This is a genomic window from Synechococcus sp. R60.1 (assembly GCF_047461835.1).
Lineage (GTDB): Bacteria > Cyanobacteriota > Cyanobacteriia > Thermostichales > Thermostichaceae > Thermostichus.
Genome location: NZ_JANSIA010000073.1, coordinates 1 through 16,111 on the forward strand (window position 1 = coordinate 1; position 16,111 = coordinate 16,111).

A 16,111-nucleotide genomic window follows, 5' to 3' on the forward strand; every position below is an offset into this window, starting at 1 on the left:
CCTGCTCAGAGATAGGCAGGATGCGATCGCTTCTTTCCTGAACCATGTTCAGGAGAGTTCAGCGTGAATGTATCAGGTTCCAAACCGGCTCCAGACAGTTCCCCAAGCCCTCTCCCAAGGGGAAGGGGTAGGTCGGAATCAAGGCCACCAATGGCCTACGGCGACTGGGAATACCCCTGGTGAGCCGCCGCTGTTTGGTGGTCATCTTCTGTTCAAAATGGGCATCACTTCAGCGGGTTGCAATCATCACGTGTTTGGTGATTTGGTAGTCGCGCACCGCTTCTGCCGAGAGATCTTTGCCAAATCCCGATTGCTTAAAGCCGCCATGGGGGGCCTCAGAGGCAATGGGAATATGGTCGTTGATCCAGACGGTGCCGAACTCCAGATCGGCGGCCAACCTCATCGCTCGTCCGATGTCTTGAGTCCACACAGAAGCCGCCAGCCCGTATAGGACGTCATTGCCCAAGCGTAGCGCTTCCGCTTCTTCGCGAAACGAGCCGAGCGTGAGAACCGGCCCAAAAACCTCACTCTGTACGATCTCCGCTTTTTGATCGACATTGGCAATCACCGTGGGTTCATAGTAGTAGCCCTGGGCAAGCTGGGAAGGGATCCGACCGCCGGTCAGCACCTTGGCTCCCTCTGCTTTGGCCCGCTCCACAAATCCCATCACCCGCTCCCGCTGGGCTGCTGAGACCAAAGGCCCCATCTCCACTCCCGCCTCGAAAGGGGATCCCACCGTTACTTTGCGCATGGCTTCTACAATGGCCTCTTGCGCCTGCGCCAGCTTGCTCTCGTGCACATAGACGCGGGTGGCTGCCGTACAGTCTTGGCCGGTATTGACGGTGGCAGCAAATGTGGCCTTGGCAGCAACGGTCTCTACGTCCGCATCCTCGAAGACGATAAACGGCGCTTTGCCCCCCAGTTCCAAATGCACCCGCTTCAGGGTATCTGCCGCTGTCCGCATCACCTGCTTGCCGGTGGCGGTGGAGCCGGTAAGGCTGACCATGCGCACCTGGGGGTGCTCCACCAGGGCTTGGCCGGTGGCATTGCCTCCGGTAACGATATTGACTACCCCGGGCGGGATCCCAGCCTCGGCGATCAGTTCTCCCAGCATCAGGGTGGTCAGGGGGGTGGCAGGAGCGGGCTTGAGCACCACCGTACAGCCGGCGGCCAGGGCGGGGCCGATCTTCCAGACGGCCATCATCAGCGGATAGTTCCAGGGGGTAATTTGAGCGCACACCCCCACCGGCTCTTTGCGAAAGAGGGAGGTGTAGCCCTTGGCATATTCCCCGGCGCTAAAGCCATGGATGTCGCGGGCGGCAGCGGCGAAGAAACGCAGATTATCCACCGCAAACGGCAAATCTCCCCCTAAGCTGAGGAACTCGTAGGGCTTGCCGGTGTTTTCCGATTCCACACGAGCCAGTTCTGGGGCACGAGCCTCGATCAGATCTGCCAATTTCCAGAGGGCCAGGGATCGCTCGCCGGGGGTGAGTTTCGACCAACGGCCATCGTAGAAGGCTGTTTGGGCGGCCTGCACCGCCCGATCCACATCGGCAGGGCTGGCATCCACCACCTCTGCCAGTTTCTCGCCGGTGGCCGGGTTCTCGATGGTCATCAACCCCCCCCCTTGGCTATCGACCCATTGGCCGTCGATCCAGAGTTTGTAGGCCATAGCGATGTCCTCAACAGCTTGGTGAAATGGCTCTCCCCATTGTGCCGAATCTTTTTGGCTCGGCTTGAATCATAAGCTTCATTCAACTTTGGCAACTTTGGGGTGCAGAGATGGGATCCTTTGGGATTGGGATGGCCCAAACGGCTATTCGCAAAGCGGGCCGTAGACTGTGGCCAACGGCGCACTGGTGAGGATCCCGCATCTGCTAACTAACGGAGGTGCAGGGGCAATCAGTCCTGCACTCTACCCGCAGGGTGAGCACCGGGATACAGGGATCCCCGCCATACCTCTGAGCGAAATCTGTAGCAAAACCTACTTATGCTGGTGTAACCTACAAGCACCGGATTGATCCAGATGCCTGCCAACAAGCCGCTCGCGTCAGCGGGACGGAGGCCTTGCTGTTGGCGTGGCTGGAGATTGGCCAGGACGTATACAACTACACTTTGCCGGAAATCAACGAGTGGATAGCATCTTGCTCTTGGCCGGTGGACAGGGGTTCCTGGGTGCAGGAGTCCATCCTGCCTGCCGATGCACCGTTCCCTGTGGATTAGACTTGTTTTGCAAGCTGGCAGTAGCCAGGGAGGCTGGGGAAGGGAAACTGCCTGTTCAGTCGGTCTGTCGGGGGTTGTAGACCCAGACAAGTGGCGTGGGGCAGGAATGCCCGACCGCGAGGTAAGGACTCCGTCCTGCTGACGGGAAGGGTGGCCCGCGCTCTGTCCACAGGACGAGCGCCGGGAGGATGTCACGCATCCACCCTAGCTCTGGATTGGGAAGGATGGCCAGCGCTTTTGCACAGGCGCAGCAGGGCACAGTCTCAGTACCCTGGTTGATTGAGTCAATGCAGAGGTGGGATCCCTCTGTTGGGATAGCCGTTAGGGAGGCAGGTTCACGATGCAACTGCGAACAGCTCTGCCGCTGTTGTGCCTTTCTCTCTTGGTAGCTGCTTGCCGGCCCGGCGGGCCACCTCGCAGCATGGGGGGTGAAGGGGGCGGAGAAGGCCAACCCACACCAGTGGCCGTCGGCAGGGTAGAGGAACAGCAAATCGAAGAGACTTCAGAGTTCATGGCCAGCCTCGGATCCCAGCAGGTGGCCAGTATCCGCCCTCAGGTCAGTGGACAGGTGACCCAGGTGTTCGTGCAGCTGGGATCCCAGGTGGCTGCCGGAGCCCCTCTCTTTAAGATCGACAGCCGGCAGCAACAGGCAGCGGTGGCCGGCCAAACGGCGGGGATTGCCGCAGCCCAAGCCAACCTGGAGAGCGGCCGGGCCGTGCTCAGCCAGTTGCGGGCGGATCGGCTGCGGCTGGAGGCAGCGGCGGAGTTTGCCCGGGAGCAGCACGAGCGCAACCTGCGCCTCTTGGCCGAGGGGGCCATCAGCCAGGCGCAAGCGGATCAATCCAGCCGCGACCTGCGCCAGGCGGAGGCGGCTTTGGCGGCGCAACAGGAGCAGATCCGCGCTCAGGAGGCCGCGATCTTGCGGGCAGAGCGGGAGGTGCAGCGAGCCCAGGCCGAGGCGGAGCGGCAACAGGTGCAACTGCAGTTTTTCCAGGTTACAGCTCCCTTTGCCGGCATTGTGGGGGATGTTTTGGTGCGGCAAGGGGACTACGTGACGCCTCAGACGGTTTTGACCACCTTGACCCAAACCCAGGCGCTGGAGCTCAACCTCAACATCCCGTTGCAGCGGGCCCCCCAGCTGCGCATTGGCACGCCGGTGCAGATCCTGGATAGCCGCGGCGAGGTGATCGGCAGCAGCCAAATCTCTTTCATTGCTCCCGAAGCCAACGCCGCCACGCAATCGGTGCTGGCCAAGGCTCTTCTGGAGAACCCTGCCGGCCAGTTGCGCTCGGCCCAGTTTGTGCGGACTCGGGTCATCTGGGAGGAGCGGCCGGCCTTGCTGGTGCCGGTGACGGCGGTGGCCCGCTTGGGGGCGCAAACCTTTGTCTACACGGTGCAGACAACGGAGCCGCCAGCAGAGGGCATGCCCCCGGGGGCGGTGGCGGTGCAAAGGCCGGTGCAGCTGGGATCCATCTACGGAAACAGCTATGAGGTGCTGGAGGGTTTGGAGGCCAATGAGCCAATTGTGCTGAGCGGCCTGCAGAAAATCCGCGATGGCGCCCCGATTGTCGATGAGGTGCTTTTTCAGCAGAGGATGCAGCCACAAGGGGGAGGGAGACCTCCTGGATCCCCGCCCTAGGTCCTCTCTCCGGCGGTTTCCCAACTCAGCTATCCCCTTTCACTCCTCACTGCGCTGGACTATGTTTGTTGACTTTTTCATTCGCCGCCCTGTTTTTGCCAGCGTCTGCTCCATCCTGATCGTGCTGGTGGGGGCGGTGAGCATTCCCCTACTGCCGGTGGACTACTACCCACAGGTGGCGCCGCCAGCGGTGAGGGTGACTGCTGTTTATCCTGGGGCCGACGCCGAGACGGTGGAGACGGCGGTAACCAATGTGCTGGAGCAGGAGATCAACGGCGTCGAGGGTATACGGTCTATCGCCTCGGTGAGCAGCAGCAACGGCACCAGCCAGATCACCGTTACCTTCAGCCCGGATCGGGATCTGGACACGGCGGCTGTGGATGTGCAGAACCGGGTGGCGCGGGCCCAGGGCCGGCTGCCGGCGGAGGTGATCCAAAACGGCATCAGCGTGGAAAAGGCCGGCGACAGCGCCTTTGTGCTGGTGTTGGCGCTGCGCTCAGAGGCGGGGGAATACGACGAGCTGTTTTTGAGCAACTACGCGGAGCTGTTTGTGCGGGATGCTTTGCGGCGCATCCGCGGCGTCAGCGATGTCATCATTTTCGGGGAGCGCACCTATGCCATGCGCATCTGGCTGGATCCGACGCGGCTGGCCAGCTATGGTCTGACAGCTCTGGATGTGGTAAACGCAGTGCGCCAGCAGAATATCCAGGTGCCCGCCGGCCAAATTGGCGGCCAGCCCAGCCCCCCGGATCAGGAGTTTCAGATCAGCGTCCAGGCCACGGGGCGGCTGTCGCAGCCGGAGGAGTTCGCCCAGATCGTTCTCAAGGCCAACGCCGATGGCAGCTTGGTGCGCATTGCCGATGTGGGCCGGGTAGAGCTGGGGGCCCAAAGCTACGATACGTTCTTCCGCATCGGGGGGCAGGAGGCGGTGGGGATCGCCATCACCCAACAACCGGATGCCAACGCCCTAGAGGTGTCGCGGCAGGTGCGGCAGACGTTGGCGCAGCTGGCGGAGAGTTTTCCGCCCGGCTTGATCTACGAGATCCCTTTCGACGCCACCCTGTTCATTACCGAGTCGGTGCAGGAGGTGATTTTTACCCTGCTGCAGGCTATTGCCCTGGTGGTGCTGGTACTGTTCATCTTTTTGCAAGATTGGCGCGTCACCCTCATTCCCACCGTTACAATTCCGGTGGCGCTGCTGGGGACCTTCGCCTTTGTGCGCCTGTTTGGCTTTTCCATCAACACTTTGACTCTGTTCGGCCTCACCCTGGCCACTGGCTTGGTGGTGGACGACACCATTGTGGTGGTGGAGAATATCTCCCGCTACATCCGCGACCGCGGCATGCGGCCTCTGCAGGGGGCCTCGGCGGGGATGAACGAGGTGTTGGGGGCGGTGATCGCCACGACGCTGGTGCTGCTGGGGCTATTTGTGCCTGTTGCTTTCTTTCCTGGCACCAGCGGTCGCATCTACCAGCAGTTTGCCGTCACCATTGCCGTGTCGGTTTCGCTGTCCACGTTTAATGCCATTACCTTGGCTCCGGCTTTGTCGGCGCTGCTAATTCGCCCCCGCTCAGAGCAGATGTTTTGGCTGCTGCGCTGGTTTGACCGCGCCGTGGAAGGGATCCGAGCGGCCTACTGCCGCCTGCTGGAGCTGGTGGTGAAGCTGCGGCTGTTGGTGGTGACGGGGTTTATTGCCTGTTTGGGCCTCACCTACTGGCTGTTCCAAATTGTGCCGACGGGGTTTGTGCCGGATGAGGATCAGGGCTTTTTCATCACCATTGTCCAGGGGCCGCCGGGGGTTTCCCTCAACTATACCGACAGGGTGATCCGGCAGGCCGCCGCTATTTTGGAGGGGATCCCTGAGATCGAAAATCGGGTGATCGTGGGGGGGTTCAGCTTTACCGGGCCCTCGCCGGGGAATGGGCTGATCTTTGCCACCCTCAAGCCCTGGGAAGAGCGGCGGCAACCGGAGCAATCGGCGCAAGCGATTGTCAACCGGCTATTTGGGCCTTTTTTGGGCGGGATCAGCCGCGCATTGGTGATCCCGATCCTGCCGCCGGCCATTCCCAATTTGGGGGTTGCGGGCGGGTTTACTTTCCAGCTTCAGGATCGGGGGGTGAACGATTTCAACCTCTTGGAGCAGACGGCCAACACCCTGTTTTTTGTAGGCAACTCGCCGCCCCCGCCGGGCCAACCCCCCTTGGGCTTGCGGATTAACCCGCCCACCTTCAACGCCAATTCGCCGCAGCTAGAAGTACAGGTGGATCGGGAGATGGCCCAGTTGTTGGGGATCCCTCTGTTGGATGTCTTCGGCACGCTGCAGACGCTGCTGGGGGGCACCTACGTCAATGATTTCGACCTGTTCAACCGCAACTACCGGGTCTATGTGCAGGCGGATCAAGCATTCCGAGGTAACCCGGAAAGCATCGGCCAGTTCTACGTGCGGGGTGGGCAGGGGCAGCTCTTGCCGTTGAGCACCCTGGTTCAGGTGGAGGAGACCACCAGCCCGGCCATCATCAACCACTTCAACCTCTTCCGCTCGGTGGAAATTCAGGGCAGCGCCCTGCCGGGCTTTAGCTCAGGGCAAGCGATTCGGGCTATGGAAACTCTAGCCGCCCAGTTGTTGCCGCAGGGGTTTGGCTTCGAGTGGTCGGGCCTGTCGCTGGAAGAAATCGAGTCGGGAGGACAGGCGCCGCTGATCTTTGCTTTGGGCTCGGTGTTCGTCTTCCTGGTGCTGGCGGCGCAATTTGAGAGCTATGTGGATCCCTTGATCATTTTGTTGGCGGTGCCGCTGGCGGTTCTTGGGGCTCTTTTGGCGCAACTGCTGCGGGGCTTGACCAACGACGTCTTCTGCCAAGTCGGGTTGGTGATGTTGATCGGGCTGGCCAGCAAAAACTCCATCTTGATTGTGGAGTTTGCCAACCAGTTGGTTGCCCAAGGGATCCCACTGCTCAAAGCTGCCACCCAAGCAGCCGAGACGCGCTTCCGCGCCATTCTGATGACCGCCCTGAGCACCATACTTGGCATTTTCCCGCTGGCAGTGGCCAGCGGGGCCGGGGCCGCCAGCCGTCAGTCTCTGGGCACGGCGGTGATCGGCGGCATGTTCGTCTCGACAATGCTCAGTTTGCTGGTGGTGCCGGTGCTCTATGTCGTGATCAAGGGGATCCAGGTGCGAATTTTGGGGGGATCCCCTTCGCCTGTGGATCTGGCGCATCTGCCCCCACCGGAGGATCCCAAAGAGGTGCTGCCTGGTGGCGACAGCGTTGGGTAGCAAGAGGGATCTGCTTGCTTCTTCTCTTCTGGCGGAAAAGCGAGTGGGGGAAGGGGGCACCTTTCATCCACCGCAGGCCCTGTCCTCGAGCAGTTCGAGCTCGGCTCCGCCGGGCATTTTTTCCCAGAACTGAGCCAGGTGTTGCAGGCCCACAAAGCCCAACTGCCAGAGGATCAAGGCTAGAGGGCCGTGCTGCTGCCGTTGGATCTTCAGGGCCAAAGCCAGTTGTTTGGGCTTGAGGAGCTGCTGCTGGGCAGCAAACTGGCAGAACTGTCGATCCCATTGGCTGAGGGCCTGTAAATCCGGCAGGGTCGGTTCCATAGGTTTGGCTGGGCAGGAAACCCATCGAATTGAATATTGAATCTCGAGGCTCCGGATCCCCAGTGGAGATCCTGCGGATCCCTTGCAACAGGTTTCTTCCAGGGTACGTGAGCGCCCAGGCATCCCCAAGGCCAGTTCGGGCAGAGAGCACTGAGCTTTGTCGCAAAGCTGGCTTATAGATCCTGGCAGGACGGTCTATCCCCAGGGGTCGTCGTCGAAGGGACTATCTGACCAATAGCCACTCTGCTGGGATGGGGGGGGCTGTTGGGGGAGAGGAGGCGTGTAGGCAGGGGGTGGCGTTGGGATGGGGGTGGGTTTTTCCAGATCCTCAAGTCGAGGCAGGTCGGCGGGCTTGGGCTCGACACCAAGGCTTCTCAGCTTGGCTTGCGTTTCTTGCACTTGCGCATTGAGCTCTTCCAGGTAGGCGCGGTAGTGGTTGGCAGCTTCCAGGTACTGCTTGGCTTTCTTTTCGTTTTCCCGGACGACCGCCTCCAGTTCTTTGGTGCGAACGGTGTAATCGGCCTCTTGATTGGTGAGGTTTTCGATGGCTTGGTTGAGTACAGCCCGCCGTCGCTCCAGTTGGGCTACAATTTCCGACAACTGTCGTTCTCGCTCGCTAAGGCTGCGTTCCCGGTTTTGAGTTTGTTCCAGTTGAAAGCTGGCCTGGCTGAGCTGCTCTCGCAAATACATCACCTGGGGCTCCGTCTCGTTGCGTTCCTGCTGCAACTCAAAGACCCGGGCTTCCAAGTGATCTTTTTCCTGCTGCAACACTTCCCGCTCGTTCAAAAGACGGGTGTAGAGCTGGTTGAGAAAGTCCACCTCCATCACCACTTGGCTAAGCTGAGTGGCGTATTCCCCAACCAAAGCCAACTCCCGAGCGAGGTTTTGGGTTTCACTGGTGGCTTGATCGGTGAAAAACTGGGGAAGTTGGGTGGTTTCTCTGAGGCGTTGGGTAAATTGCTTGAAGCGGAAAGAAAAGTTGCTCGCCATTGCCGGTGCGGTAGCCTCGAAGATCAGGGGAATGCCGATGGTTGGATTTCACAGGGCTTGGATTGCTTCCAATCTACTTGGATTGCTTCCAATCTAACATTGAGCTACAGCTTTTGCGGAAGCTTGCCTTAGGTGGGATCGGGGGGAGTTTCAGGGGCCGGCATGGCAACTTCCCCAGAGGGATCCCGCTTCTCGGATTCCGGCTGGGGGTTTTCTGTCGCTCTGTTTTTAACCTTGTCTTTTTGGTCTTTCGAGGTGCCTTCTGAATCTTGGCCGGAGATGCGGCGCAACAGCCGTTGCAGGAGTGGGCTGCAGCGATTGCCGATGACGGAGAAGCGGCTTTCAATCTCCTCGACGGGGACGGGATCCATTTGGGCCAGCTCCGGCTCGCTGAGGAGGAGTACCCGTATCGTTGCAATGGGGATCTGCAAGAATAGGTTGGATCCCCAAAATCCAAAGGCAGCTATGGCTAGGCCTGCCAGACGGGTGCCGTTGCCAGGGGTGAGCGGGGCAAAGAGGGGGGCAAAGTCGTAGAGGCGCTCACCGACTTCCAGCATCAGGATTGCCGCCAACAGCGTCAAAATCTTATGTTCGGGGCTGAGGAAGGCGGCCAAGATGCGGCGCTGCTCGAGGGTGAGTTCTTCTGGGGGGACAGAAGCCACCCACACGCTAAAGATGTCAAACGGTTTGCGCCACTGCATAGCAAAGACCGGCCCAATGCCCACCACGGCCACCCAAGCCTGCTCCGCCCCCACCGGCAGGAGGGGATCCCCTGTGGCCAGCCCGATCAGGGTCAGCCCCACCCACAAGGGGAAGAGGAGGATGCCGGCGGCATGGATCCAGAGGAAAGGTTCCTGCCAATGGCTGCGCATGGGGAGATGCCAAAAGGGACAGGGGAGAGCAGGGCTAGGGGCGGGATTTGTCCACCACTTCCAATTCTGTGAGGCGGAAGGTGACTAATTTGTCCCAGTTGCCGCCTTCAAAGAGGACAGCGGCATGGTTGTCGGTAACCCGCTGTACCTGGCCCTCAAAGCAGTAGTAGGTGTCGTTGGGGTTGATGACCCGCACGGCAACGCCGGGGTAGATCGGGGGAAGGGCTTCGAGGAGGGTTGGGGTTGGAGTCGTGTTCACGTTTCAGCTATCCTCTTTTTTTGCAGAAGCTCTGCCTTACTATTATGGGGGAAAGCCCCTCTCTTGCCGAGTCTCCCCCTCGTTGAGCTTCTTCCCACAGCGGTTCGCCGAGGGTTGGGCAATGGCTGAGGTGTGGCTGCCAGCCCGCTAACGGGAAAGGAGCCTGTACTGCAACTTCGACGGTCAACCCAGCTCCCCCTCAAGGCCCCAGACCATGGCTACCGGCGCACAGTCTTCCCCCTCCCAAATCTGGCATGTGTTGGTGATCGATGATGAACAAGGACGGCGGGCTGTGGCCCTCAGTGCTGCCACCTATTCCATCGGCAGGGATCCCAGCAATGCGATTGTCATCGATTCGGCGGCGGTTTCCCGGCAACACGCGCTGCTGCTGCGGCTACCCCAAAAAGATGGCCAGTATACCTACCGGCTGCTGGACGGCAATATCGAGGGCAAGCGCAGCACCAACGGCGTCTCGGTGAATGGGCAGAGATGTTTGAGCTGGGATCTCAAGGATGGGGATCAGATCCTGTTGGGGAATCAGGTGCGGATGCAGTACTGCATTCGCCAGTTGTCAGACGAAGATTTTCAGCGGTATCTCCAGTCTGTAAGCTTTCGCAGCGTGAAGGCGGAGGTGGTGGATCGACGCTCCACAACACTGCAGCGGTTTGATCCGCCCTCGATGCAGGCGATTTTGCCCCAAGAGGAGACGACGGAGAGAATTGACGTGAAGCCTCAACGCCGCAATCCGCTGCGGCTGCTGTTCCAGACCCTCTGGGGGCGTTTGAGGGGAAAGCTGAGATAACTTAACCCTCAGGAATGCCCACCCGTTCTGAGTCTGGGAGCGATGACGCGGTCTCGTCGGCGCCGCCTTTGCGCTCTTGCTCTGACGCTTCTGCCTGCAAGTCCAGGAGGGAGGGGGAGTTGGCTTCCCCAATCAACACTCCCCGCAGCCAGAGGGGAGCGACAAAGGTGGTGGCAATCACCATGACGATGATGCTGACATCGAGGGCATCGGAGAGAACCCCACTGGCGGCCCCCACACCGGCAAACACCAGGCCCACCTCACCCCGGGGAATCATGCCCACTCCGATGGCGTAGCGGTTGATGCCCGGCTTGCCAAAGGCCCCCAAGCCCGCTGCTAGCTTGCCCACAATGGCAACTCCGATCAAGAAGACGGCAATGATCAGCCCCTCTCGGTTGACGGGGAGGGTGGGGTTGAGTACGGCAAGGTTGGTTTTGGCCCCAACGCAGACGAAGAAGATGGGCACCAGTAGGTCGGAAATGGGCTTGATCTGTTCTTCCAGCTCTTGCCGTTTCTCGGTTTCGGCCAAGATTAAGCCAGCGGCAAAGGCGCCCAAAATCGCTTCTAGATGAATGATTTGCCCCACATAAGCCAGCAGAAAGGCCAGCACAAGGGCGGGCAGAAGGGGGTTACCTCGGGTCTTCAGGCTGTTGAGAAGGGCCACAAAGTAGGAGCTGAGAAGGCGCCCCAGAACAATAGAGCCGACCAAGAAGAGGATGGCACTGAGGATGATGATGCCGATATCGGAAAGGTTGACTTCTCCGTTTTTGGCCAAGCCCGCCACTACGGCCAAGATGATGATGCCCAACACGTCATCCAAGACGGCGGCACCAATGATCACTTGCCCCTCTGGGGAGGTGAGTTTTTGCAGCTCGGCCAAGACGCGGGCGGTGATGCCGATGCTGGTTGCTGTGAGGGCAGCGCCGGCAAATATGGCGGGGATAACGGGCACATGAAACAGGTAGAGCAAGCCCAGGGTTCCGGCCAGGAAGGGCACAGCAACGCCGATGATGGCTACGGCTGCGGCTTGAGGGCCAACCCGCAACAGCTCGGCCAGATCCGACTCGAGGCCGATTTCAAACAAGAGGATGATCACCCCGATCTCGGAGAGGATGTCGATGATCTGGCTTTGGGAGGAGAACACCTGTACCAGGGATCCCTCGTCGAGTCCGGCAGTGGCTTGCAGAAATTGCATCAGTGCTGAGGATTGAGCCAAGGTGTGCAGCTCTTGGCCGGAAACTTGTCCTTCCGGGAAGACCAACAACCCCAGCGCGGAGGCCCCTACCGCGACGCCCCCCAGCAGCTCTCCCAACACGGGGGGAAAACTCAGGCGGACGGCAATTTCTCCGGCGATACGGCTGGCCAGATAGATGACCACTAGAGCCATCAGCACCGCTACCAGGATCAGGGGCGAAAGATTGGCAGCTCCTTCAATGGGGGCAGCGGCTTCGACGGCAAGCAACACTGAATCTAGGTTGTTCAACAGCAAGATCTCACCCTCAAATGATGAACAGCTTTTTGTCTCGGGCCGGCCCTGGTGGGAACGCTGCCGTTCCCATTCCTTTCGCCCTTCTGCTGGAAGACTGTTACAGAAGCTAACCTCCCTTGGGAACTGTTGGCAACGCCCAGGTAGGCACTCTTATACTCCAGATAATTGATACTTATCTGGAGTATTGCCCTTCATCCCTTTGCATCAGGGGGACGAAGCCCTTATCACCCCGCTCCTGGAAAATCCCTCAGAGCCAACAACCCAGGTGGACGACGAGCTGCTCCTCAGGAGGAAGCCTCGCCATGGCCCGGTGCAGGGTTGGATCCATCCAAATCGGACGATGGCCCAGACAGATCCAGAGGATTAAAGCGGTTCATGGCTGTCCTCAGTCCCTCTTGCAAGCAGCACTCCACGGCCTCTACCGCCACATCCAACACCCGCTCCAGCACCTCTTGTTCTGCAGGGGCGAATCCACCCAACACATGCCCGACCACATCTTGGCTGCCCTTGGGTTTGCCCACCCCCAAACGCAGCCGTGGAAACGCCTCGCTCCCCAAGTGCTGAATGATGGACTTCATGCCGTTGTGCCCACCGGCAGAACCGGATCCCCGCAGGCGCAGACGACCCAGCGGCAAGTCCATGTCGTCGTACACCACCAGCACAGAGGCGAGATCTAACTTGTACCAATCCAGCACCGCCCGCACCGATTGGCCGGAACGGTTCATGTAGGTTTCCGGCTTGAGCAAGCGTCGCTTTCCTCCCAGGGCAAACCCTTCTCCGTAGCTACCTTGGAATCGCTTCTCCAAAACCAACGGGATCCCCCAGCGCTGCGCCAGCCGATCCACCACCATAAAGCCGCAATTGTGGCGGGTATTGGCGTATTGAGGGCCGGGATTGCCCAGGCCCACAACGAGCTGCAGGGAAATCTCATCGGTTCCCTTGGGCTTGACCTGGGTCACAACGTTTCTCGCCTCCTCGAGCTAAAGTAAGGCATCGCTGCTTTGAGTGGTGTTGGCGTGTTTTTGGGCTGCTGGTCGCCCCGAAGGTGTCAGATACCCAGCCGGACTGAGTCGGGACAGCGGTGAGGATCCCTGGGGGCAAATGGCTCGCCGCCCATGACTCTGCCATTGTTTATTGTCAACGCTCATTGTGAACGCTTCTGACCAACCCTGCTATGAGCCTGCCCACCCCTTTCGGTCTTCACCCCAGCACAACCGAATTCGATGCCTCGGATGCCCTGCGCCTCAGCCAGCGTCTGATTCAAGTGGGGATCGCCCTCTCCTCAGAAACGGATCTGCAGCGGCTGCTGGAGTTGATTGTTGCTCAAGCCCGAGAACTGACCCACTGTGATGGGGCCAGCCTTTTTGTCCGAGAGGGGGAGGAACTGCGCTTTTTCGTGGTCAACCGCCATGAGGAGCTGCGGGATCTGCGCCTGCCCCTCAGCCCTTCCAGCATTGTGGGCTATGTGGTGCTCACCGGGGAGAGCCTGAATCTGCCAGATGTCTACCACCTGCCCGCCGATCAGCCCTATGCCTTTAACCCACAGGTGGATCGGCAAACCGGCTATCGCACCCGCTCCTTGCTCACCGTGCCGATGCGGGATCCCTCAGGCAAGATCCTCGGCGCCCTACAACTGTTGAACCGCCTAAAGCCGGATCACCCCACCCCCCTAGCTCCTGACCAAGTGGCCGAGTGGAGCCAACCTTTTTCTGAGCTGGAAGTTAGCGTGGCAGAAGCCTTGGCCTCCCAGGCGGCGGTTGCCTATCAAAACGTCCAATTGCGGGAAGAGCTCAAATCTGCCCACTTCGAGACCATCTTCTGTCTGTCTCTGGCCGCAGAATACCGGGATCAAGATACCTCCTTTCACCTGAAGCGGATGAGCAACTACTCCCGCATCATCGCCAAGCACTTGGGCCTATCCAGCCATGAGCAAGAGCTGATCTTCTACGCCAGTCCCATGCACGATGTGGGCAAAATCGGGATCCCGGATGCCATCTTGCAAAAGCCGGGGCGTCTGACCCCAGAAGAGCGGCAGATCATGAACCGCCACCCTGAGATTGGCTACGAAATTCTCAGCAAGTCCGACTCCGAGCTGATGCAAAAGAGCGCCATCATCGCCCTTACCCACCACGAGAAGTTCGACGGCAGTGGGTATCCGCGCGGCCTCAAAGGAGAAGGGATCCCTCTAGAAGGGCGGATTGTGGCCTTAGCCGATGTATTCGATGCCTTGGCCAGCCGTCGCCCCTACAAAGAAGCCTGGGCTTTGAATGAGGTCTTTCAGTTTGTAGAAGACAACAGCGGCAGCCATTTCGACCCGCAAGTGGTGGCCGCCTTTAACCGAGGACGCAGCGAAATTCTGGAAATCTACCACCGCTATCCAGAAACCCGCTAAATCCAGCTCCAGATCAATCAGGGATCCAAGATACCAACCCAGAACATTCAGCTCCAAAGGGATCCGTCCCAGCAAACCGCAAAGAAGGGATCCCAGGCCATCCTTCCCGCACAATTCTGCAAAATCCTATGGGCAGGAGATGGGATCCCAGGGCAAACTGAAGGTGGTCGATTTTCTGCAGGAATCACCCCATCAAAGGCCGATTTAGGGCCGACTTTTTGTGTTGCTCTACACATTGGCATCCAACCCATCTGTACCCAACGTGTGCCGAGGATCCCTGTGATGGCTACCCTGACAAATCCACCCACTCCTACCCTATCGATCAACACCAAGCTGCGCGATTTGGCCTTGGTGGAGTTTCAGGTGAGCGAGTCCACCCCTTGTGAGAACGTGGTGCGCCGCCTAGAAGATGACAGCAGCCTTTCAGGAGTCATCGTGCTGGACGAGCGGTCACAGGTGCGGGGAATGTTGACCCGCCGCGCCATTCTGGAGTGGATGCTTAGCAAGCCCTACGGCCTGGATGTGTTTTTGAAGCGGCCCATCAGCTCCATGGTAGAGTTCCATAGCCGGGATTTTCTCTTGCTCCCCGGCGACTGCGATGTCATCCAAGCAGCCGACCGGGCCTTCCGACGGCCCGAAGAGACCATCTATGACCCCGTGGTGGTTCAACTGGGATCCCAGGACTACCGCCTTCTCGATGTGCCGGTGTTGTTGGTGGCCCAGGCCCAGGTGCATCTGGCCACCCAGCGCAAGCTACAGGAGCAGCAGGAAGAGATGAAAAGGATCTTGGCAGAGCTGGAGCAGGAAAAAAACCGCAGCCTCCAGTATGCCCGGGATCTGGAGCGACAAAAAGCCGAGATCCTCAACCAAAACCTGGCCTTAGACATGGAACGTCGCCGGGCCCAACAGCGCTCCGAGGAGTTGGCTCGCCTCAACGCCCGCATCATTGAAATCAGTTCTGTGCTCTCTGAGAGAGGCAAATCCACCTTTGCCGCCACCTTTGCTGGGGTAGAAGCGGTGCGCACCCTCTTCCAGGAAATTGCCGACAACAACCAGGAGCTATCCCGCGAACTCAAGGAGATCAACACCATCGTGGATTTGATCGTGGAGGTGGCAGGATACATTCGCCTGCTCTCCTTTAACGCGGCTGTAGAGGCCAACCGCAGCGGTGGTGCCGGTGGCTTTGGAGCCATTGCCCAGGAGATCCGCAAATTGGCCGGGCGAACCACTGAGGCCAGCAACCGTATTCGCAGCTTGGCAGAGCGTATCCAGCGCCAGAGCCAATCCACACTGCAATCGGCCCAGAGCAGCGCTGAGGTGGTGCAATCCCTTTACCAGCAGGCCCAGTCGGCCCAGTTGGCCCTGGAAGAGCTGCAAACCCTGTTGGAACAGGCCCAGATCTAGCCTCCCTTTTGGGTTTGAGATTCTTTTGGATCTGTCTGATCCCTAAGGTTGCCATGGTGGCTAGGGGTCAACTTTCCCCTCTCGAGTCTCATAAGTATAAAATTGCCCAGCCACGGCAAGGGTTTCAAAGTGGTAGGTGGGCAAGGAGATCCCCAGTGGGCCAAAGTTGAGCAACGACAAATCGGTGGTGTAGAGGCTGAAAAGGATAAAATTCTGCCGGCGGGTTTGGCGCATGAACAGAGCTTCTAGTTCGGGCTGGAGCTCTCGGACAAGGGCATGACATTCCTCGATCAAAGTGACCAAGAAAGACGGGATCTGAGCGCAGTATTCTCGCGTAGCATAGGCGGCCAGTTGTTGCCCTGCATGGGTTCTGTACTGATACATTCACGCTGAACTCTCCTGAACATGGTTCAGGAAAGAAGCGATCGCATCCTGCCTATCTCTGAGCA

Annotated in this window: 13 protein-coding genes; 5 read left to right on the forward strand and 8 right to left on the reverse strand. The window is 59.4% G+C overall.

Going from position 1 to position 16,111, the window contains the following annotated elements; all coding sequences use genetic code 11:
- Positions 1–229 precede the first annotated feature (229 nt).
- Positions 230–1,672: a gamma-aminobutyraldehyde dehydrogenase gene (locus NW834_RS10405; protein ID WP_414344852.1), complete on the reverse strand. Its 1,443-nt coding sequence runs from the start codon at positions 1,670–1,672 to the stop codon at positions 230–232.
- Between the two features lie 891 nt (positions 1,673–2,563).
- On the opposite strand from NW834_RS10405, the gene NW834_RS10410 reads away from it, so the two are divergent.
- Both NW834_RS10410 and NW834_RS10415 read left to right on the forward strand, forming a co-directional pair.
- Positions 2,564–3,862: an efflux RND transporter periplasmic adaptor subunit gene (locus tag NW834_RS10410; RefSeq protein ID WP_414419838.1), complete on the forward strand. Its 1,299-nt coding sequence runs from the start codon at positions 2,564–2,566 to the stop codon at positions 3,860–3,862.
- 61 nt (positions 3,863–3,923) lie between these two features.
- On the forward strand, positions 3,924–7,133 hold the full coding sequence (locus NW834_RS10415; RefSeq protein WP_414419839.1) for an efflux RND transporter permease subunit: 3,210 nt from the start codon (positions 3,924–3,926) through the stop codon (positions 7,131–7,133).
- 63 nt (positions 7,134–7,196) lie between these two features.
- Here the strand turns inward: NW834_RS10415 and NW834_RS10420 are convergent, their stop codons facing one another.
- From NW834_RS10420 to NW834_RS10435, 4 genes are all read right to left on the reverse strand, one after another.
- Positions 7,197–7,454, reverse strand: a complete 258-nt coding sequence (locus NW834_RS10420) for a DUF2949 domain-containing protein (RefSeq protein WP_414332300.1) — start codon at positions 7,452–7,454, stop codon at positions 7,197–7,199.
- A 195-nt stretch (positions 7,455–7,649) separates the two neighbouring features.
- Complete coding sequence (locus tag NW834_RS10425) at positions 7,650–8,444, reverse strand: hypothetical protein (RefSeq protein ID WP_414344360.1); 795 nt, start codon at positions 8,442–8,444, stop codon at positions 7,650–7,652.
- 128 nt (positions 8,445–8,572) lie between these two features.
- A complete protein-coding gene (locus NW834_RS10430; protein ID WP_414419840.1) occupies positions 8,573–9,316 on the reverse strand; it encodes a low-complexity tail membrane protein in 744 nt (247 codons plus the stop codon).
- 34 nt (positions 9,317–9,350) lie between these two features.
- Positions 9,351–9,575 (reverse strand): NAD(P)H dehydrogenase subunit NdhS, encoded by a 225-nt coding sequence (locus tag NW834_RS10435; protein ID WP_011432364.1) that lies wholly within the window; start codon positions 9,573–9,575, stop codon positions 9,351–9,353.
- A gap of 214 nt (positions 9,576–9,789) precedes the next feature.
- On the opposite strand from NW834_RS10435, the gene NW834_RS10440 reads away from it, so the two are divergent.
- Positions 9,790–10,377 (forward strand): FHA domain-containing protein, encoded by a 588-nt coding sequence (locus tag NW834_RS10440; RefSeq protein ID WP_414419841.1) that lies wholly within the window; start codon positions 9,790–9,792, stop codon positions 10,375–10,377.
- Between the two features lies 1 nt (position 10,378).
- Here the strand turns inward: NW834_RS10440 and NW834_RS10445 are convergent, their stop codons facing one another.
- Together NW834_RS10445 and pth are read right to left on the reverse strand one after the other, a co-directional pair.
- Positions 10,379–11,860 (reverse strand): cation:proton antiporter, encoded by a 1,482-nt coding sequence (locus NW834_RS10445; RefSeq protein ID WP_414419842.1) that lies wholly within the window; start codon positions 11,858–11,860, stop codon positions 10,379–10,381.
- A 290-nt stretch (positions 11,861–12,150) separates the two neighbouring features.
- Positions 12,151–12,825: an aminoacyl-tRNA hydrolase gene (pth, locus tag NW834_RS10450; protein ID WP_414419843.1), complete on the reverse strand. Its 675-nt coding sequence runs from the start codon at positions 12,823–12,825 to the stop codon at positions 12,151–12,153.
- A gap of 215 nt (positions 12,826–13,040) precedes the next feature.
- Here pth and NW834_RS10455 point away from each other — a divergent pair, with 215 nt between their 5' ends.
- Both NW834_RS10455 and NW834_RS10460 read left to right on the forward strand, forming a co-directional pair.
- Positions 13,041–14,258 (forward strand): HD domain-containing phosphohydrolase, encoded by a 1,218-nt coding sequence (locus NW834_RS10455; protein WP_414419844.1) that lies wholly within the window; start codon positions 13,041–13,043, stop codon positions 14,256–14,258.
- 282 nt (positions 14,259–14,540) lie between these two features.
- Positions 14,541–15,662: a methyl-accepting chemotaxis protein gene (locus tag NW834_RS10460; protein WP_414419845.1), complete on the forward strand. Its 1,122-nt coding sequence runs from the start codon at positions 14,541–14,543 to the stop codon at positions 15,660–15,662.
- Positions 15,663–15,722: 60 nt separating this feature from the next.
- Here the strand turns inward: NW834_RS10460 and NW834_RS10465 are convergent, their stop codons facing one another.
- A complete protein-coding gene (locus tag NW834_RS10465) occupies positions 15,723–16,046 on the reverse strand; it encodes a DUF4359 domain-containing protein (protein WP_414419846.1) in 324 nt (107 codons plus the stop codon).
- Positions 16,047–16,111 lie beyond the last annotated feature (65 nt).